Origin of the sequence: Pseudonocardia sp. P1, from assembly GCF_000178675.2 — a bacterium.
Taxonomy (GTDB): domain Bacteria; phylum Actinomycetota; class Actinomycetes; order Mycobacteriales; family Pseudonocardiaceae; genus Pseudonocardia.
The window spans coordinates 6,306,846-6,324,936 of sequence record NZ_ADUJ02000001.1 but is presented as its reverse complement, the minus strand read 5'-3'; the positions used below and the strand labels follow the sequence as shown (position 1 = coordinate 6,324,936).

The window sequence follows — 18,091 nt, the reverse complement described above, 5'->3', positions numbered from 1 at the left end:
ATAGAGCAACTCAGGAGGCGGTGAGCAGGCTCAGCGCGAACCGCCCGTCGGGGTCGGTCCACCGGCGCGTCGGCGCGAACCCGGCCGACGCGACGACCTCGTCGAGCGCCTCGGGACGGAACTTGGCCGAGATCTCGGTGACCAGCTCCTCCCCCTCGGCGAACGCCACGTCGAGATCCAGGGCGGCGACCCGGACCCGCATGTCCCGGCCCGCCCGCAGCCGCATCTCGATCCACGAGTTCTCCGCGTCCCAGAGCGCGACGTGCGAGAACGCCTCGACGTCGAAGTCCGCGCCGAGCTCCCGGTTCAGCACCCGCAGCACGTTGCGGTTGAAGTCGGCGGTGACGCCCTGCGCGTCGTCGTAGGCGGGCACCATGACGCCCGGGTCGGTCGCCAGACCGGTCCCCAGCAGCAGCTGCTCCCCCGGCGCGAGCACGCTGCGGACGTGCGCGAGGAACTCGTGCCGAGGCCCGGGCAGCAGGTTGCCGATCGTGCCGCCGAGGAAGGCGATCATCCGCTTCCCGCCCGGCTCGGCCCCCGGGAGCCGGTCCAGGTCCTTCGTGAAGTCCCCGACGACCCCGTGCAGCGCGAGCGCCGGGTAGTCGCGGTGCAGCTCGTCGATCGCCCCGCGCAGGGCGGACTCGCTGACGTCCTGCGGGACGTAGCGGTGCAGCGTCCCGGCCTCGGCGAACGCGTCGAGCAGCAGCCGGGTCTTCGTCGACGACCCCGACCCCAGCTCGACGACGGTGTCCGCGCCCGACGAGCGCGCGATGTCGGCGACGGAGTCGGTGAGCAGGGCCCGCTCGGTGCGGAACGGGTAGTACTCGGGCAGCTCGGTGATCCGCTCGAAGAGCTCGGACCCGCGGGCGTCGTAGAACCACTTCGGCGGGAGCTCCTTGGGCCACGCGGTGAGGCCGCGCGTGACGTCGGCGCGCAGCGCGGCGCCGGCGTCGGCGCCGGTCAGGTGGACGTCCAGCTGGATCGTGCCGGGTGAGGTCACGGTGCTCCTTGGGTTACCGGTCGGGTGTCACCGGGTGCAGCTCGTGGTGACCCGGGCGGGCCACCACCAGGTGCCGGTCGGGCACCTGGGTCCAGTCGGGGAACGCGTGGGTGGGTTCGGAGGCGACGGTCGTCGCGTCCGGGGTGGAACGGACGGCGAGCGCGTGCCGCCAGGCCGTCGCCCAGACCGTCCCGCCGTCGGTGAGCAGCAGGTTCAGCCGGGAGTCCGGGGCGTCACGCTCGACGAGCTCGCAGGTCTCCGCGAGCACCGTGCCGGGGTCGTCGCCGGCGGCGAGCCTGCGTCGGACGAGCGCCCACAGCACGGCGGAGTCGGTCGGGGCGTCGAGGGTCATGAGGTCCTCGGCCGGGAGCCCGGACGCGGCCTTCACCAGCGACCCCGGCCACCCCCGGACGACGCCGTTGTGGCTGAACAGCCACCGGCCGTCGGTGAAGGGGGCGGCGGCCGTCTCCACGACGGGCATCCCGACCGTCGCGGACCGGATCGCCGCCAGCACCGCGCCCGACGACGTCGCCCCGGCCAGCGCCGCGAACGACGGGTCGGCCCACAGCGGGCTCGCCGAGCGGACCCGGACGGGCGCGGCGCCGGGCGCCGGGTACCAGCCGGCGCCGTAGCCGTCGGCGTTGATCGTGCCGCCGCCCCGCATGTCGGCCGGGGCGTAGGACTGCGCGAGCAGCCCGTGCTCCGGTTCGAGCAGGATCGAGGCCAGCGTGCGCGGCGGACCGAGGTGGGCCAGGTGCCGGCACACCGTCAGCGGGCGGTGTCGACGGCCGGGCGGGCGTCGCGCGCCAGCCGGAACCCGGAGAAGATCTGCCGGCGGATCGGGTGGTCCCAGTTGCGGAACGTGGCCCGCACCGCGGCCGGGTCGGTGCCGAACGATCCCCCGCGCAGGACCTTGTAGTCCTTGCCGAAGAACACCTCGGAGTACTCGGGGTACGGGTACATCCGGTAGCCCGGGTAGGGGTGCCAGCCGGAGTCGCACCACTCCCAGACGTCGCCGAGCAGCTGGTGCACGCCCAGCGCGGAGGCGCCGTCCGGGTAGGCGCCGACCGGCGCGGGCCGCAGGTGCCGCTGCCCGAGGTTGGCGTGCCGCGCGGCCGGCTCGTCGTCGCCCCAGGGGAAGCGCCGGGAGCGGCCGGTCGCCGGGTCGAACCGGGCGGCCTTCTCCCACTCCGCCTCGGTGGGCAGCCTCCTGCCCGCCCACCGGGCGTAGGCCTGGGCCTCGTGGAAGGTCACGTGGACGACGGGCTCGTCGTGCGGGACCCGCTCGACGACGCCGAACCGGCGCCGCCACCAGGTGCCGTCGGCGTCGCGGGACCAGAACCGCGGCGCGGTCAGGTCCTCCGCGAGCCGGTGCGCCCAGCCGGTGTCCGTCCAGAGCCGCTGGTCGTCGTAGCCACCGGCATCGACGAACGCGAGGTACTGCCCGTTCGTGACGGGGTAGGCGTCGATGAGGAACGCCGGCACGTCGACGGTGTGCGCAGGACGCTCGTTGTCCAGCGCCCACGGCTCCGCGGAGGTGCCCATCTCGAACGGTCCCGCCGGGACGAGCACCTCGGCGCCCGGGGTCGCCGGTGTCGCCGGGCGGGGCGGGGGCGGCGCGTCGAGCACCGGGGTGCCGTCGCGCAGCTGGTGGGTGGCGAGCATCGTCTCGTCGTGCTGCTGCTCGTGCTGGACGATCATGCCGAAGGCGAAGCCGTCGGTCTCCAGCGGACGGCCGCGCAGCGGGCTGCGGTGCAGCGCGTCGAGCGCCTTGTCCCGGACCTCCCCGACGTACTGCCGGGCCTCGGCCGGGGTGAGCAGCGGCAGCTCCACCCGGGACGAGCGGGTGTGCTGGAAGGCGTCGTACAGGCCGTCGATCTCGGGGCGCAGCGGCTCACGGCCGCCGACGTCGCGGACCAGCCACAGCTCCTCCTGGGAGCCGATGTGGGCGAGGTCCCAGACCAGCGGGGACATCAGCGGGGAGTGCTGGGCCTGCAGCTCGGCGTCGTCGAGTGCGGTGAGGCCGGTGCTGCGGTCGCGGGAGCGGGCGAGCAGCGCGGCCACGCGGTCGCGCATCGCCTCCGGGGACTCGCCGGGCACGGCGGGTCCGGTGGTCGGCTGGACGGTCATCGCACACCCTCCTCGATGCGGTGGCGCTCGGCGGTCTCGCGGGGTCCCGGGACGTCGCCCAGGTGGAGCCCGGCCGGGAACGGGACGGCGGCGGCCGCCGCGGTGCCGTCCTCCAGCGGGAACACGTCGTCGGCGGGGCACCGGCCGCGCAGCACCCGGTGCTCGGTGATCTCCCGCAACCGGGCGAGCAGCGGCCCCGGCGCGGTGGTCAGGGGGTGCCCGCCGGCGGCGAGGACCTCGTGGGCGAGCGGGAACAGCGCGGCCGCGGCGGCGGCCAGTGCCGGGTCGGCGAGCGCGTCGCGGGCCGCGGGCACCCACGCGTCGCGCACCGGCTCGCAGATCTCCCGGACCCGGTCGACGACCCCGTCCGACGACGTCAGCGCGAGCAGCACCGCCGCCGGGACCGCCCAGTCGTCGCCGGGCTGGCCGTCGACGTAGCGGACCTCGAGATGGCCCTGCGGACGGACCGGCGGGAACAGGGTCGAGACGTGGTAGTCGAGATCGGCGAGCGTCGGCGGCCGGGCGAGGATGCCGTCGCGGACCGCGCCGGAGGCCCAGTCGGCGAACGTCACCCCGGACGGCACCGCCCAGGACCCCGTCCCGCGGACGCAGAGCAGCGGGGTGTCGACCACCCGCCGCGCCCAGGCGGCGGCCGGGTCCTCCCCCGCGGCCAGGAGCTCCGGCGGCGCGGTGCGGGACGGGTCCAGGCTGAGCCAGCACGCCTGCCGGGACGACTTCCAGCCGGTCCGGCGGCCGTGCTGCACCGGCGAGTTCGCGAACGCGGCGAGGAGCACCGGGCCCAGCTCGTGCAGCACCGCCCAGCGGTCGGCGACCGTGTCGGCGGGACCGGCGTCGAGGCTGACCTGGACGGCGGAGGTGGAGCACATGCCGCTCCGGCCGTGCGGTCCGACCTGGTCGAACACGCACTCCATCGCGGCGTAGCGCGGGAGGTCGAGGAGACGCTGCGCGGGGCGGACCGGGTCCGCGGCGCGCGCGTGCGGGTGCAGCCCGTACCGGGCGAGGAGTTCGTGGAGGTGTGCGGCGTCGGCGGTCACGTCACCGATCAGCGGGGTGAGGCCGTCCGACGGGGCACTGGAGATCTCGATCTGGCCACCGGGCTCGACGGTGACGACTCCCCCGGCGGGCAGCGGCAGCCCGTGCGAGGCGGGATCCAGGGCGGGTGGGGTGTGTGCACCGAGCGCGGTGCGCAGGAGGTCCGGGTCGACGGGGTCGGCCGGACGGTCGGGGTGGTGGAGCATCCACTCGATCTCGACGCCCACCAGGGCGGGGGGCCCGTGCTTGAAGCAGACCGAGGCGACGTAGGCCTCGGCCGCAGCCCGGCTCCGGAGCACACCGTCGCCCCGGCCGGTGCTCTCCTCGTGCGTGGTCACCACGAAAACGCTACCCCTGCCGTGTGACGATCGCAGGTCGTCGGCGGGTCCGGATCGCCACACCCGGGACGCGCCCGTCACGGCCCCCGGCAAGCCGGACAACCGTACGGAATACTGGTGCCATGCCCCGCGTCAGCACGGACCAGCTCGCCGCCCGACGGCGGCAGATCCTGGACGGCGCGCGCACCTGTTTCGCCGACCACGGCTACGAGGGCGCGACCGTCCGCCGGCTGGAGCAGTACACCGGGCTGTCCCGCGGCGCGATCTTCCACTACTTCCGGGACAAGGAGGCGCTGTTCCTCGCGCTCGCCGAGGACGACGCCGGCCGGATGGCCGGTGTCGTCGCCGAGCAGGGCCTGGTGCAGGTGATGCGCGAACTGCTCGACGACCGGTCGGACCGCAGCTGGCTGGGCACCCGGCTGGAGGTGTCCCGGCGGCTGCGCACCGACCCGGAGTTCCGGGCCCGCTGGCAGGAGCACTCCGGTGCGCTCACCGCGGCGACCCGGGCCCGGCTGGAACGCCAGGCCGCGGCCGGTGCGCTGCGCGACGACGTCCCGGTGCCGGTGCTCGCCCAGTACCTGGAGCTCGTCCTGGAGGGCCTGGTGTCGCACCTGGCGATGGGCCTGCCCGCCGACGACCTCGACGCCGTGCTGGACGTCGTGGAGAACGGGGTCCGGGCCGCCGCCCACACCCCCTGATGCGCCCGGGCCTGCGCGGCAGGATGATCGGGCGCATGCCGTTCCCCTTCCACCCGGCCGGTGACGACCCGGTACCGGTGGCCGTCCGCGGGTTCGCCCGGGCGCACGCCGATCTCGTCGAGCTGCGCGAGGACCCGATCCACCTGGTCGCCCGGCACCGCGCGCCCGGCAGGCGGGTCGGCCTCGTCTCCGGCGGCGGCTCCGGGCACGAGCCGCTGCACGCGGGCTTCCTCGGCCGCGGGATGCTCGACGCCGTCGCCCCCGGCCCGGTGTTCACCTCACCGCACAACAAGGCCGTGCTGCACGCCTCCCGCGCCGCCGCGGGCCCCGGGGGCGTGATCCACGTCGTCAAGAACTACACCGGCGACCGGATCAACTTCGGCATCGCCGCCGAGCGGCTGCGCATGGAGGGGATCGACGTCCACCGGGTCCTCGTCGACGACGACCTCGCCACCGACGGCCTCGACACCGCCACCGGGCGGCGCGGCACCGGTGCGACCGTCGTCGTGGAGAAGATCCTCGGTGCGGCCGCCGACGCCGGCGCCGGAGCGGCCGAGCTGGCCGCGCTCGGGTCCGACGTCGCGGCCGCCTCGCGGAGCCTCGCCGTCGCGTCCCGGGCGCAGACCTCCGCCCGGACCGGTGAACCGGCGTTCGCCCTCGACGGCGAGCTCGACTACGGCGTCGGCATCCACGGCGAGCGGGCGCAGCGCTCGATCCCGCGCCCGCCCACCGGGGAGCTCGTCGCCCGGATGCTCGACGAGATCGTGGCCGGGCTGCCCGACGAGGTGGGCGGACCGCCGAGCAGCGACGTCGTCCTCGTCGTCAACGGCATGGGCGGCACCGCGCTGCTCGAGCTGTACGTGCTCGCCGAGCTCGCCGCCACCGGGCTCGCGGAGCGCGGGCTGAACCTCGCCGGGCTCCTGGTGGGCACGTTCGTCCCGGCCCTCGACATGGCCGGGTTCTCGCTGACCCTGACCCGGATGCAGCCCGCGTGGAAGGACCACTGGGCCGCACCCGCCGAGACCGCCGCGTTCCCGCGGCAGCACGAGGAGGTGGCCCGGTGATCGACCAGGACGCCGTGCTGGACCGGTTCGCCCGCGCCGTCGAGGACGGCCACGGGGCGCTCACCGACCTCGACCAGCACTCCGGTGACGGCGACTTCGGCGACAACCTGCGGGCCGGGGTCCGGCACGCGGTGCGGCTCGCCGAACGGGGCCCGCGGCGCGGGTTCTCCGCGCTCGGCGAGGTGTTCCTCGACGAGGTCGGGGGCACGAGCGGCCCGCTGCTCGGGCTGCTGTTCACCGAGATCGCACGGTCCCTGACGTCGTCGCACGCCCCCGGCACCCACGACGTCGCCGCGCTGGCCGCCGGCGCCCGGGCCGGGCTGACCGCGATCCAGCGGGTCGGCGAGGCCGAGGTCGGCGACCGGACGCTGGTCGACGCCCTCGCCCCGGCCGTCACGGCCTTGGGCCGGGACGGGGTCGCCGCGGCCGCCACCGCCGCCCGTGAGGGTGCCGAGGGGACCGCCGACCTCACCGCACGGCACGGCCGGGCGTCCTACGTCGGTGAGCGGGCCAAGGGCGAGCCCGACCCGGGCGCGGTCGGGGTCGCCGTGCTGTTCTGGGCGATCGCGCGCGTCGCCGAACCGGAAGCCACGCTCACGCCGCCGCTGCCCGGCCTCGGCTGAGCGCTACGTCCGCGCCTCCTCCGGCGCGAACTGGGTCCGGTGCAGGGTGGCGTACCGGCCGCCGGCGGCCAGCAGTTCGTCGTGCGTACCGGTCTCCACGACCTGCCCGGCCTCCAGGACGGCGATCCGGTCCGCCGCCCGCACCGTGGACAGCCGGTGCGCGATGACGATCGCCGTCCGCCCGGCGAGCGCCTCGGTCAGTGCCTCCTGGACGGCGACCTCGGACTCGGAGTCCAGGTGCGCGGTCGCCTCGTCGAGGATCACCACCCGCGGCCGGGCGAGCAGCAGCCGGGCGATGGTGAGCCGCTGGCGCTCACCGCCGGAGAGCCGGTAGCCGCGCTCCCCCACGACGGTGGCGAGACCGTCGGGGAGCAGGGCGAGCAGCTCCCCCAGCCGTGCCCTGTGCAGCGCGTCGACCATCTCGTCGTCGGTGGCGTCCGGGGCGGCGTAGCGCAGGTTCCCGGCGATCGTGTCGTGGAACAGGTGCCCGTCCTGGGTGACCATGCCGACCGCGCCGCGCAGGGTGGCGAAGCTCAGGTCGCGGACGTCGACGCCGGCCAGCTCGACGGCGCCGGAGCCGACGTCGTAGAGCCGCGGGACCAGCGAGGCCAGCGTGGACTTGCCGGCGCCGGACGTGCCGACCAGCGCGAGCAGCCCGCCACCGCGGATGTGCAGGTCCACCCCGTGCAGCACCTCGGTGTTGGTCCGCTGGTCGAGCACCGCCACCTCCTCCAGCGAGGCCAGCGAGACGTCCTCGGCGCTCGGGTAGGTGAACCGCACGTCGCGCAGCCGGACGTCGACCGGGCCGGCGGGCAGCGGCGAGGTCCGCGGTCGCTCGGTGATCGCCGGCCGGAGGTCCAGCACCTCGAAGACGCGCTCGAACGCGACGAGCGCGGTCATGACGTCGACGCGGGCGTTCGCCAGCGCCGTCATCGGCGTGTAGAGCCGGGTCAGCAGCAGCCCAAGCGCGACGACGGTCCCGGGCGGGATCGCGCCGGTCACCGCCAGGTAGCCGCCGAGCCCGTAGATCAGGGCCTGGGCGAGCGCGGACACCAGCTGCAGGGCCGTGACGAACAGCCGGGAGACCATGGCCGACCGGACCCCGATCTCGCGGACCCGGGCGACCTGCCCGCGGAAGACCGCCGCCTCCTCGCCGGGGTCGCCGAAGAGCTTCACCAGGGTGGCGCCGGGTGCGGAGAACCGCTCGGTCATCTGGTTGCCCATGGTCGCGTTCAGCTCCGCGGCCTCCCGCCGCAGCTCCGCGAGCCAGATGCCCATCCGGCGGGCGGGGAGCACGAAGATCGGCAGCAACAGCATCGCCAGCACGGTGACCTGCCAGGCGAGCCCGATCATCACGGCGACGGCCAGGACCAGTTGGATGCTGTTGGACAGCACCGTCGACAGCGTGCCGGTGATCGCGGTCTGGGCGCCGATGACGTCGTTGTTCAGCCTGCTGACCAGCGCGCCTGTGCGGGTGCGGGCGAAGAACGCCAGCGGCATCGCCTGCACGTGCGAGAACACCGCGACCCGCAGGTCCTCGATCAGTCCCTCGCCGAGCCGGGAGGAGAACCAGCGGCCGGCGAGCCCGACGACCGCCTCCAGCACCGCCATCCCGGCGATGCCCGCGGCGATCACGATGATCACCCGGGCGGCGTCCGGGAGACGGTTCGCGTCGACGATGGTGTTGACCACCCGGCCGGCCAGCAGCGGCGTGACGACACCGATCACCGCGGTGACGGTGGTCAGCGCCAGGTAGGCCAGCAGCCAGCGCTTGTACGGGCGGACGAAGGCCCAGATGCGGGGCCAGGTGCCCTCGGCGATGGAGCCACGGCGGATGGACGTCGAGTCCGCTCCCCGGACGACTCCGCGCATCAGGGTGAGCGGGCGATCCAACGGTGTGTCCCTTTCGCCGGTGGTGGACGGCGAAGGTCCACGTTACGACGACGCGGGACGCCCGGCGCGGCGACCGGTGCCGGACGGACGACGACGCCGCCCCGGGCCCGTGTCGCGGGCCCGGTCGACGGCGTCGCCGGAGGTCGTTCCTGGGCGCGCGCCGTGCCCGGCGCGCGCCGCCGCGGGTGCTACTTCTTCTTGGTGCGCGTGGCGCCTCCGCGCCCGCGCAGCGTCACTCCGGTCTCGGAGAGAACGCGGTGCACGAATCCGTACGAGCGACCGGTCTGCTCGGCGAGCGAGCGGATGCTGGCGCCCTTCTCGTACTTCTTCTTCAGATCCGCGGCGAGTTTCCCCCGCTGCGTCCCGGTGATCCGGGCGCCCTTCTTCAACTCGGCCATGGGCCCTCCTCATCCCCACCGCGGATGCCCCCGCGGACCGCCGCATCCGGCGCGACGATCAGGCCATGATGATCCAGATGAGGATTTCTGGCCAGAACGCGGAAAACGAGATCGGTGAGCGGTTACCCCAAACGGCGCATACCGATCAGTGACCGGTCGAACACGGGTAGATCGATCAGCAGAACCACGTCACCCGATGGAATCTGTAGCGGACAATGGGTAGAACCCGATCATCACAGGAGCGGTCACCATCCATGATCGCGATGCTCCGGTCGGGTGATCACGACGCCGTGCGACGACCGGCGGGTGATCACCGGTCCGGCCGTCACGCGAGCTGGACGAGCTCCAGGTACTCCGCCGACCAGTGGTCCTCGGTGCCGTCCGGGAGCACGATCACCCGGTCCGGCTCCAGCGCCTCGACCGCGCCCGGGTCGTGCGTCACCAGCACCACGGAGCCCTCGAACCGGCGCAGTGCGTCGAGCACCTGCTCCCGGCTGGCCGGGTCCAGGTTGTTCGTCGGCTCGTCGAGCAGCAGCACGTTCGCCGCGGACGACACCAGCCCGGCCAGCGCGAGCCGGGTGCGCTCGCCGCCGGACAGCGTCCCGGCAGGCTGGTCGAGCTGCTCGCCGGAGAACATGAACGACCCCAGCAGCGTGCGCAGCTGCTGCTCGTGGGCGTGCGGCGAGGCGTGCCGGATGTTGTCCCAGACGCTGGCGTCCATGTCGAGCGTGTCGTGCTCCTGGGCGAAGTAGCCGGTCCGCAGCCCGTGCCCGGGGACGACGTCACCCGCGTCCGGCGTCTCGGTGCCGGCGAGCAGGCGCAGCAGCGTCGTCTTGCCCGCGCCGTTGAGGCCCAGCACGACGACCTTCGACCCGCGGTCCACCGCGAGGTCGACGCCGGTGAACACCTCCAGCGAGCCGTACGCCTTGGACAGCCCCTCGGCCGTCATCGGGGTCCGGCCGCAGGGCGCCGGGGTGGGGAACCGGATCTTCGCGACCCGGTCGTCCTGGCGCTCCTCGTCGAGCCCGGCGAGCAGCTGGTCGGCCCGGCGGGCCATGTTCTTCGCGGCGACGGCCTTGGTGGCCTTCGCACCCATCTTCGCGGCCTGGGTGTGTAGCGCGGACGCCTTCTTCTCGGCGTTCGCACGCTCCCGGCGGCGGCGCTTCTCGTCGGTCGCGCGCGCCTCGAGGTACCGCTTCCAGTCCATGTTGTACTGGTCGGCCTCGCCGCGGGTGGCGTCGAGGAACCAGACCTTGTTGACGACCGCGGCCAGCAGGTCGGTGTCGTGGCTGATCACGACGAGCCCGCCCTCGTGGTTCTGCAGGAACCCGCGCAGCCAGGTGATCGAGTCGGCGTCGAGGTGGTTCGTCGGCTCGTCGAGCAGCAGCGTCGTCGCCGACTGGGAGCCGCCGTCGGAGGCCGCGAACAGGATCCGGGCCAGCTCCACCCGGCGGCGCTGGCCACCGGACAGGGTGCGCATCGGCTGGGCGAGCACCCGGTCCGGCAGGCCGAGGTGGGTGCAGATCCGCGCGGCCTCGGACTCCGCCGCGTAGCCGCCGAGTGCGGAGAACCGCTCCTCGAGGCGGCCGTACTCGCGGACGACCTTCTCGTTCTCCGGGCCGTCGACCAGCTCGGCCATCGCCGTCTGGGCCTTCTCCATCTTGGCCAGCAGCGTGTCCAGGCCGCGGGCCGACAGCACCCGGTCCTTCGCCGTGACCGACAGGTCACCCTCGCGCGGGTCCTGCGGGAGGTAGCCGACCGGCGAGTTCGACGCGATGTCGCCCGAGTAGGGCTCACCCTCCCCCGCCAGGACGCGCATCGAGGTGGTCTTGCCTGCGCCGTTGCGGCCGACGAGGCCGATCCGGTCGCCGGGCTGGATGCGCAGGTTCGCCCCGGAGAGCAGGATGCGGGACCCGGCACGCAGTTCGAGGTCGGTCGCGGTGATCACGTGAAGAAGCTCCAGACGGAGTGCGGAGGGCGGCGCTGAGAGGACGGGCTGCGGGCACGGCGGTGCCCGGTGCGCCGGCTACTCGATCAGGACCACGCGCCAAGGCTACCGGCCCGGTCGAACGGTTTCCCCACGTAGGGTCGGTCGCCATGACCGATCTCACCTCCCTGTCCGGCCGTGCGGCGCTGGTCACCGGCGCCTCGCGCGGCATCGGTTACGGCATCGCGGCCGGCCTGCTCGCCCGTGGCGCGTCCGTCACGGTCACCGGTCGCAAGGCCCCCGAGCTGGAGGCGGCGGCCGCCTCCCTCGCGGCGGAGACCGGGGCCGGCCCGGACCGGGTCCTCGCGGTGGCGGGCAACGCGGGCGACGCCGCGCACCGCACCGACGCCGTCGACCGGACGGTCGCGGCGTTCGGCTCCCTCGACGTCCTGGTCAACAACGCCGGGACCAACCCGCACTACGGGCCGCTGGTCGAGGCCGACCTCGACGCCGTCCGGAAGGTCTTCGACGTCAACGTCGTCGCCGCGCTCGGCTTCGTCCAGGAGGCACACCGGGCCTGGCTGGGCACCCACGGCGGCTCGGTGGTGAACGTCGCCTCCGTCGGCGGGCTGCGGCCGGCCGGCGCGATCGCGGCGTACGGGGCGTCGAAGGCCGCCCTGATCAAGATCACCGAGGATCTCGCCGGGCAGCTCGGCCCCGGGATCCGGGTCAACGCCGTCGCGCCCGCGGTGGTGAAGACCCGCTTCGCCGAGGCGCTGTACGCGCACGACGAGGAGGGGGTCGCCGCGACCTACCCGCTCAAGCGGCTCGGGGTGCCCGCCGACGTCGCCGAGGCCGTCGCGTTCCTGGTGTCCGACGCCGCCTCCTGGATCACCGGGGAGACCCTGCGGATCGACGGCGGCAGCCTCGCCACGGGCCGCCACGCGTGACCTCACCCGGCGACCGTCCGCCGAGCGGGTGCGAGGTCGACGTCCTCGTGCTCGGCGGCGGTCCGGCCGGTCGGGCGCTGGCAGGCGCCTGCGCGGCCCGCGGCCTGCGCACCGCGCTCGCCGACCCCGCGCCGGACCGGCCCTGGACGGCGACCTACTGCGCCTGGCCGGAGGAGCTTCCCCCCGGTCTCCCGGAGTCCGCGGTCGCCGCCCGGCCGCCGGCGCGCGTCGTCGTCCCGGGGGACGGTGGCACCCGCGATCTCGGTCCGTACCTGGTGCTGGACACCGGGGGGCTGCGCGCGCACCTGGACGCAGGACTGACCGGCGTCACCGTGCTGTCCGGCCGCGCCGACGACGGCGACGTCCGCCCCGGGCCGGACGGGTACCGGGTCCGGCTCCGGGGCACCGGCGCAGGCACCGGCACCGGGCAGGTCACCTCCGCGCTCGTCGCCGACGCGACGGGCGCGCCGTCCCGGCTCCGCCCGGCGGCCGGGACCCGGGCCGAGCAGACCGCCTACGGCGTCGTCGTCCCGGAGGCGGCGGCCGCGCCGGTCGTCGCGCCGGGCGAGGCCGTGTTCATGGACTGGCGCTCCCCCGCCACCGAGCCCCCCGCGGGATGGACCGACTGGCCGACGTTCCTCTACGCCGTCCCCTACGGCGACGGCTCCGTCCTCCTGGAGGAGACCTCGCTGGCGCGGCGGCCCGGGCTGCCGCTGCCGGAACTGCGGGACCGGCTGGCCGCACGGCTGGACGCACTCGGCGTCGTCGTGCCCGGGGACGCGCCGGTCGAGCGGGTGCGCTTCCCCGTCGACACCCCGCGCGGGCCGCGCCACCCGCTGCCGTTCGGCGCCGCGACACCGCTGGTGCACCCGGCCACCGGGTTCAGCGTCGCCCCCGCGCTGCGGCTCGCCCCGGCGCTCGCCGACGTCCTCGCCCGGCACCTCCCGGACGACCCGGCCCGCGCCACGACGGCCGCGCACCGGCTGCTCTGGTCACGGTCGGCCCGCCTGGTGCACCGGCTGCGACGGCACGGGCTGCGGACCGTGCTCGACCTGCCGGCCGGTCTGGTGCCGTCGTTCTTCGACGCCTTCTTCACCGGGCCCCGCGGGCGGGCGTTCCTCACCGGCCGCGACGACCTGCCCGGGACCCTCGCCGGGATGGCGGGGGTGTTCGGGGCCGCCACCGCACCGGTCAGGTGGCACATGCTCCGCTCCGCGGCACCGTTTCACCCGAAAGGACGGTGACCCGCCGCCCTCATGATCAGTTGAACGGGTACCAGTAGTAGCGTCGAACGACTCAGTGCAGAGGACCGCCTGCGGCGCGGAACCGGGGTGGTCCGCTCCCCACCCGGAGGTGGCCCATGCCCGCTTACCAGACCATCGTCGTCGGCACCGACGGCTCGTCCACCTCGTTCGCCGCCGTCGAGCGTGCCGCCGGGGTCGCCGCCGACAGCGGCGCCACCCTCGTCATCGTGTCGGCCTACACCCCGGCGAGCCGCGAGGACACCGCCGCGGCGGAGGACGCCCTGAAGGACGAGGCCTACCTCGTCACCGGCTGGACACCCGCCGAGGAGGCGCTCCGCGAGGCCGCCGACCGGGCCGCGAAGGTGGGTGCTGCCAACGTCAGTACGCACGCCGAGGACGGTGCTCCGGTCGACGTGCTGCGCAAGGCGGTCAAGGACCACCACGCGGACCTGCTCGTCATCGGCAACCGTGGCCTGAACACCTTCTCCGGGCGCCTGCTCGGCTCGGTCCCGGCCGACGCGACCCGCCGGGCCGGTGTCGACGTCCTGGTCGTGCACACCACCTGAGCGGTGTCGGACACCTCGCCCGGCGACGACCGGGAACGCACGGAGCTGCCGGATCCTGCGTCGATCGACTGGAGCGAGCTCCCGGACGCCGTCCTCGACGAGCTCATCCTCGGTGCGCCCCGGGAGTTCACCCGGGACGAGCTCGTCGAGATGACGGGTCTCGACCCGGAGGAGTCCGGGCGCCTGTGGCGCGCGATGGGCTTCCCGGACTCCGACCCGGACGAGCGGATGTTCACCCGCGCCGATCTCGACGCGGCACGCAAGGTCCGGGCGCTGAGCCGGGACTGGCTGCCCGATCCCGGCGCCCGGGAGGCCGTGGCCCGCGCGGTCGCGCAGTCGCTGTCCCGGCTCGCCGAGTGGCAGATCGGGATGCTCGCGCAGATCGCCGCCACCTACACCGGTGAGCTGACCCCGCGCGCGGCCGCCCAGGTCGCGGCGGACGTCCTGCCCGAGCTGGAGCACCTGCAGGCGTACGTGTGGCGGCGGCACCTGGCGGCGACGGCCTCGCGGTGGACGGCCGGCGCGCAGCGCTCCGACGCCGAGACCATGGTCGCGGACACCTGGCCGTTGTCGGTGGGGTTCGCCGACATGGTGGGCTTCACCCGCACCACCCGGCGCCGCACCATGGACGAGCTCGGCGAGATGGTGGAGCGGTTCGGCGCGGCCACCAACGAGGTGATCGCCAACGGGCGCGGGCGCATCGTGAAGACCGTCGGCGACGAGGTCCTCTACGTGACCGAGCACCCGGCCGACGCCGCCGCGATCGCGCTCGGTCTCCGGGACCGGGTGCGGACCGAGCCGTCGCTGCCGCAGCTGCGGATCGGGATCGCGCACGGCATGGTCCTGTCCCGCTACGGCGACGTCTACGGCGAGGTCGTCAACGTCGCCGCCCGGCTCACCTCCGAGGCCCGGCCGGACACCGTGCTGGTGGACAGGGAGATGCACGAGGCCCTGCGCGACGACCCGCGGTTCGACCTGCGGCGGATCGCGACCCTCCACACCCGCGGCTACACCCACCTGCGGGCCTGGGCCCTGCGCGGTGCCCGGGAACGCTGAGGCTTGACCTGCAGCCCGGTTCAGGCGGCAGGCTCACGGCCATGGCGACAACCAGCGCGACCGGCGCCCCACCCACCGTGGCGGCCTACCTCGACCGCATCGGCGTCGTACCGGGACCGCCGGACCTGGCGCTGCTCACCCGGATCGTGCGCGCCCACGTCGCGGCCATCCCGTTCGAGAACCTCGACCCCTTCACCGGGGTCGAACCGCCCGTCGACGGCGACGGCGTCGCCGCGAAACTGGTGCACGGCCGTCGTGGGGGCTGGTGCTTCGAGCACAACCGCCTCCTGCACGACGTCCTGCGCGACCTCGGGTACCAGGTCACCCCGCTGGTCGGCCGGGTCCGCCTCGGGCTCGGCGACGACGCCCCCGCCACCTCACGCACGCACCGGCTGACGCTGGTCGCGACCGGCGAGGGCACGTTCGTCGCCGACGCCGGCTTCGGCGGGACCGTGCCGACCACGCCGCTGCGGCTCGTCGGCGGCACCGTGCAGCCCACCCCGCACGCCGACCACCGCTACCTCCGCGGCGACGACGGCGGGTGGCGGCTGCAACGGCGCGGGTCCGGCGACTGGGTCACCCAGTACGACTTCGACCTCGTCCCGACGCCGGACGTCGACTACGCGATGGGCTCCTGGTACCTCGTCCACCACCCGGACTCGGGGTTCCGCAACGGGCTCACCGCCGCCCGCTCCGCGGACGACCACCGCGCGACCCTCGACGGGACCCACCACACCGTCCGGTACGTCGGCGGACCCACCGAGCGCCGCGAGCTGACCTCACCGGCCGAGGTCGTCGACGTCCTGGAGGACCGCTTCGGGATCGACACTTCCGGCGTGCCCCGCCTGGAGGACCGGATCCGCGAGGTGCACTTCTCCTGAGCCCGTGCCCGGACACACGCCGGGCCGGACCCCCGCGCGGGGGTCCGGCCCGATCGTCGTGTCAGGTCGGTACCGGTGTCAGACCCGGAACCCGAGGGCGCGCAGCTGCTCGCGGCCGTCCTCGGTGATCTTCTCCGGGCCCCACGGCGGCATCCAGACCCAGTTGATGCGGATGTCGGACACCAGGCCGCCGTCCGGACCGGCGGTCAGCGCGGAGCGGGTCTGCTCCTCGATGACGTCGGTCAGCGGGCACGCCGCCGACGTCAGCGTCATGTCGACCACCGCGGTGTCGCCGTCCCGGTCGATGCCGTAGACGAGACCCAGGTCGACGACGTTGATGCCCAGCTCGGGGTCGACGACGTCCTTCATCGCCTCCTCGAGCTCCTCGACGGACGCACCCTCGGTGCTCGCCGGAGGCTCGGGCATCCCGGCCGCGCCGCGGACGACGTCCTCGGTCTCGGTGTTCTGCTGTTCGGTCGTCTCGCTCATGCCGGAGAACCCTCCGTCTCGCTGGTCGGATCGGGCAACACTGCGTCGGTGCGGGACACGGCGTCCTTGAACGCCATCCACCCCAGTAGAGCGCACTTCACCCGTGCCGGGTACTTGGCGACGCCGGCGAAGGCGACACCGTCGCCGATCACGTCCTCGTCGGGCTCGACCTGGCCCCGCCCCTGCGCCATCTCCTGGAACGCGGCCATCATCTTCCACGCCTCGCCCACCGGGCGTCCGGCGACGAGATCGTGCAGCACCGACACCGACGCCTGGCTGATCGAGCAGCCGAGCGTCTCGTAGGACACGTCGGTGACCGTCCCGCCGTCGACCTTGACCCGCAACGTGACCTCGTCCCCGCAGGTGGGGTTCACGTGGTGGGTCTCGGCGTCGTACGGCTCGCGCAGGCCGGACCCGTGCGGGTCGCGGTAGTGGTCCAGGATGATCTCCTGGTACATCTGCTGGAGCTGCACGATCACACCGTCCCGAAGAACTTCTGGGCGGCCCGGATGCCGTCGGCCAGCGCCTCGACCTCGTCCACCGTGTTGTACACCGCGAACGACGCCCGCGCGGACGCGACGATCCCGAACCGCCGGTGCAGCGGCCACGCGCAGTGGTGGCCGACCCGGATCGCGACGCCGCGGTCGTCGAGCACCTGGGACAGGTCGTGCGCGTGGATGCCGTCCACCAGGAACGACACCGCTCCCCCGCGCAGCTCCGCCCCGGGCGGACCGATGATCCGCAGCCCGTCGATCGCCGGCAGCTGCTCCAGGGCGGCCGCCGTGAGCGACGCCTCGTGCGCCGCCACCGCGTCCATCCCGATCGCCTCGAGGTAGTCGACGGCCGCACCGAGGCCGACGGCCTGCGACGTCATCGGCACGCCCGCCTCGAACTTCTGCGGCGGCGGGGCGTAGGTGGAGCCCTCCATCCGCACCAGCTCGATCATCGACCCGCCGGTGAGGAACGGCGGCAGCGCCTCCAGCAGCTCCCGGCGGCCCCAGAGGACACCGACCCCGGAGGGACCGAGCATCTTGTGCCCGGAGAACACCGCGAAGTCGACGCCGAGCGCGTGCAGGTCCACCGGCATGTGCGGGACGGACTGGCACGCGTCGAGCACCGTCAGCGCGCCGACCGCCTTCGCCCGCTCCACCAGCTGCGCCACCGGCGCGACGGCGCCGGTCACGTTGGACTGGTGGGTGAAGGCGACGACCTTGGTGCGGTCCGAGAGCTCGAGCGAGTCGAGGTCGATCCGGCCCTCGTCGGTGACGGAGTACCAGCGCAGGGTCGCCCCGGTCCGCCGGCACAGCTCCTGCCAGGGCACCAGGTTCGCGTGGTGCTCCAGCTCGGTGATCACGACCTCGTCGCCGGGACCGAGCGCGAACCGCTCGGACTCCGGGCCGAGGCCGTCCCGGACCGACGCGTTGCCGATCCCGTAGGCGACCAGGTTGACACCCTCGGTGGCGTTCTTGACGAACACGACCTCGTCGACGCTCGCGCCGACGAACGCCGCGATACGTGCCCGGGCGGACTCGTAGGCGTCGGTGGCCTCCTCGGCCAGCTGGTGCGCGCCCCGGTGGACGGCGGCGTTGTGCCGCTCCAGGAACGTGCGCTCGGCGTCGAGCACCTGGCGCGGACGCTGCGACGTCGCGCCGGAGTCGAGGTAGACCAGCGGCTTGTCCTCGCGCACGGTGCGCCCGAGGATCGGGAAGTCCGCCCGGATCCGGGCCACGGCGTCGGCGTCGAGGCCGGCCGTGGTCCCGGTTCCGTGGGTGAAGGTCATG

18 protein-coding genes are annotated in these 18,091 nt (G+C 74.4%); 8 read left to right on the top strand and 10 right to left on the bottom strand.

The window, feature by feature from the left end; translation table 11 throughout:
* Positions 1-10 precede the first annotated feature (10 nt).
* The 4 genes from egtD to egtA are packed head-to-tail and all read right to left on the bottom strand — an operon-like array spanning position 11 to position 4,521.
* On the bottom strand, positions 11-1,000 hold the full coding sequence (gene egtD, locus PP1_RS29335; RefSeq protein ID WP_010226955.1) for an L-histidine N(alpha)-methyltransferase: 990 nt from the start codon (positions 998-1,000) through the stop codon (positions 11-13).
* A 13-nt stretch (positions 1,001-1,013) separates the two neighbouring features.
* Positions 1,014-1,766: an ergothioneine biosynthesis protein EgtC gene (gene egtC, locus PP1_RS29330; protein WP_010226957.1), complete on the bottom strand. Its 753-nt coding sequence runs from the start codon at positions 1,764-1,766 to the stop codon at positions 1,014-1,016.
* Between the two features lie 2 nt (positions 1,767-1,768).
* The gene (gene egtB, locus PP1_RS29325) at positions 1,769-3,130 is read right to left on the bottom strand and encodes an ergothioneine biosynthesis protein EgtB (RefSeq protein ID WP_010226959.1); all 1,362 of its coding nucleotides are present in this window, start codon (positions 3,128-3,130) and stop codon (positions 1,769-1,771) included.
* Entirely contained in the window at positions 3,127-4,521 is a 1,395-nt protein-coding gene (egtA, locus tag PP1_RS29320) for an ergothioneine biosynthesis glutamate--cysteine ligase EgtA (protein WP_249266002.1), read from the bottom strand. Before egtA ends, egtB begins: the two co-directional genes overlap by 4 nt.
* Before the next feature lie 122 nt (positions 4,522-4,643).
* On the opposite strand from egtA, the gene PP1_RS29315 reads away from it, so the two are divergent.
* The 3 genes from PP1_RS29315 to PP1_RS29305 are packed head-to-tail and all read left to right on the top strand — an operon-like array spanning position 4,644 to position 6,906.
* Positions 4,644-5,219 (top strand): TetR/AcrR family transcriptional regulator, encoded by a 576-nt coding sequence (locus tag PP1_RS29315; RefSeq protein WP_010240459.1) that lies wholly within the window; start codon positions 4,644-4,646, stop codon positions 5,217-5,219.
* 35 nt (positions 5,220-5,254) lie between these two features.
* Positions 5,255-6,283 carry a dihydroxyacetone kinase subunit DhaK gene (locus PP1_RS29310; RefSeq protein ID WP_010240456.1) on the top strand — a complete coding sequence of 343 codons (1,029 nt, stop codon included), beginning with the start codon at positions 5,255-5,257 and terminating at the stop codon, positions 6,281-6,283.
* A complete protein-coding gene (locus PP1_RS29305; RefSeq protein ID WP_010240454.1) occupies positions 6,280-6,906 on the top strand; it encodes a DAK2 domain-containing protein in 627 nt (208 codons plus the stop codon). Before PP1_RS29310 ends, PP1_RS29305 begins: the two co-directional genes overlap by 4 nt.
* A gap of 3 nt (positions 6,907-6,909) precedes the next feature.
* On the opposite strand, the gene PP1_RS29300 is transcribed toward PP1_RS29305, so the two are convergent.
* From PP1_RS29300 to PP1_RS29290, 3 genes are all read right to left on the bottom strand, one after another.
* A complete protein-coding gene (locus tag PP1_RS29300) occupies positions 6,910-8,778 on the bottom strand; it encodes an ABC transporter ATP-binding protein (protein WP_010240453.1) in 1,869 nt (622 codons plus the stop codon).
* A 209-nt stretch (positions 8,779-8,987) separates the two neighbouring features.
* Entirely contained in the window at positions 8,988-9,197 is a 210-nt protein-coding gene (locus tag PP1_RS29295) for a helix-turn-helix domain-containing protein (protein ID WP_010240451.1), read from the bottom strand.
* A gap of 325 nt (positions 9,198-9,522) precedes the next feature.
* A complete protein-coding gene (locus tag PP1_RS29290; protein ID WP_010240449.1) occupies positions 9,523-11,145 on the bottom strand; it encodes an ABC-F family ATP-binding cassette domain-containing protein in 1,623 nt (540 codons plus the stop codon).
* A gap of 149 nt (positions 11,146-11,294) precedes the next feature.
* Here PP1_RS29290 and PP1_RS29285 point away from each other — a divergent pair, with 149 nt between their 5' ends.
* The 5 genes from PP1_RS29285 (at position 11,295) to PP1_RS29265 (ending at position 15,821) form a co-directional block, all read left to right on the top strand.
* Positions 11,295-12,074, top strand: coding sequence for an SDR family oxidoreductase (locus PP1_RS29285; RefSeq protein ID WP_075314347.1), 780 nt, complete (start codon positions 11,295-11,297; stop codon positions 12,072-12,074).
* A complete protein-coding gene (locus tag PP1_RS29280) occupies positions 12,071-13,318 on the top strand; it encodes a lycopene cyclase family protein (RefSeq protein WP_075314349.1) in 1,248 nt (415 codons plus the stop codon). The genes PP1_RS29285 and PP1_RS29280 overlap by 4 nt, the downstream gene beginning before the upstream one ends.
* A gap of 116 nt (positions 13,319-13,434) precedes the next feature.
* On the top strand, positions 13,435-13,884 hold the full coding sequence (locus PP1_RS29275; RefSeq protein WP_010242208.1) for a universal stress protein: 450 nt from the start codon (positions 13,435-13,437) through the stop codon (positions 13,882-13,884).
* Positions 13,885-13,887: 3 nt separating this feature from the next.
* Positions 13,888-14,940 (top strand): adenylate/guanylate cyclase domain-containing protein, encoded by a 1,053-nt coding sequence (locus PP1_RS29270; RefSeq protein ID WP_010242205.1) that lies wholly within the window; start codon positions 13,888-13,890, stop codon positions 14,938-14,940.
* A gap of 41 nt (positions 14,941-14,981) precedes the next feature.
* Positions 14,982-15,821: an arylamine N-acetyltransferase family protein gene (locus PP1_RS29265; RefSeq protein ID WP_075314351.1), complete on the top strand. Its 840-nt coding sequence runs from the start codon at positions 14,982-14,984 to the stop codon at positions 15,819-15,821.
* Between the two features lie 78 nt (positions 15,822-15,899).
* On the opposite strand, the gene PP1_RS29260 is transcribed toward PP1_RS29265, so the two are convergent.
* The 3 genes from PP1_RS29260 to PP1_RS29250 are packed head-to-tail and all read right to left on the bottom strand — an operon-like array spanning position 15,900 to position 18,090.
* The gene (locus tag PP1_RS29260) at positions 15,900-16,310 is read right to left on the bottom strand and encodes a metal-sulfur cluster assembly factor (protein ID WP_010242198.1); all 411 of its coding nucleotides are present in this window, start codon (positions 16,308-16,310) and stop codon (positions 15,900-15,902) included.
* A complete protein-coding gene (gene sufU, locus PP1_RS29255; protein WP_050802560.1) occupies positions 16,307-16,783 on the bottom strand; it encodes a Fe-S cluster assembly sulfur transfer protein SufU in 477 nt (158 codons plus the stop codon). The genes PP1_RS29260 and sufU overlap by 4 nt, the downstream gene beginning before the upstream one ends.
* A 2-nt stretch (positions 16,784-16,785) precedes the next feature.
* A complete protein-coding gene (locus PP1_RS29250; RefSeq protein WP_010242194.1) occupies positions 16,786-18,090 on the bottom strand; it encodes a cysteine desulfurase in 1,305 nt (434 codons plus the stop codon).
* Between the last annotated feature and the right edge of the window lies 1 nt (position 18,091).

Coding starts and splice junctions, on each gene's coding strand:
- PP1_RS29295 (WP_010240451.1), bottom strand. CDS start 9,197: ATGGCCGAGTTGAAGAAGGGCGCCCGGATCACCGGGACGCAGCGGGGG.
- PP1_RS29260 (WP_010242198.1), bottom strand. CDS start 16,310: ATGAGCGAGACGACCGAACAGCAGAACACCGAGACCGAGGACGTCGTC.
- PP1_RS29285 (WP_075314347.1), top strand. CDS start 11,295: ATGACCGATCTCACCTCCCTGTCCGGCCGTGCGGCGCTGGTCACCGGC.
- PP1_RS29310 (WP_010240456.1), top strand. CDS start 5,255: ATGCCGTTCCCCTTCCACCCGGCCGGTGACGACCCGGTACCGGTGGCC.
- PP1_RS29315 (WP_010240459.1), top strand. CDS start 4,644: ATGCCCCGCGTCAGCACGGACCAGCTCGCCGCCCGACGGCGGCAGATC.
- PP1_RS29275 (WP_010242208.1), top strand. CDS start 13,435: ATGCCCGCTTACCAGACCATCGTCGTCGGCACCGACGGCTCGTCCACC.
- PP1_RS29265 (WP_075314351.1), top strand. CDS start 14,982: ATGGCGACAACCAGCGCGACCGGCGCCCCACCCACCGTGGCGGCCTAC.
- PP1_RS29300 (WP_010240453.1), bottom strand. CDS start 8,778: ATGCGCGGAGTCGTCCGGGGAGCGGACTCGACGTCCATCCGCCGTGGC.
- PP1_RS29250 (WP_010242194.1), bottom strand. CDS start 18,090: ATGACCTTCACCCACGGAACCGGGACCACGGCCGGCCTCGACGCCGAC.
- egtB (WP_010226959.1), bottom strand. CDS start 3,130: ATGACCGTCCAGCCGACCACCGGACCCGCCGTGCCCGGCGAGTCCCCG.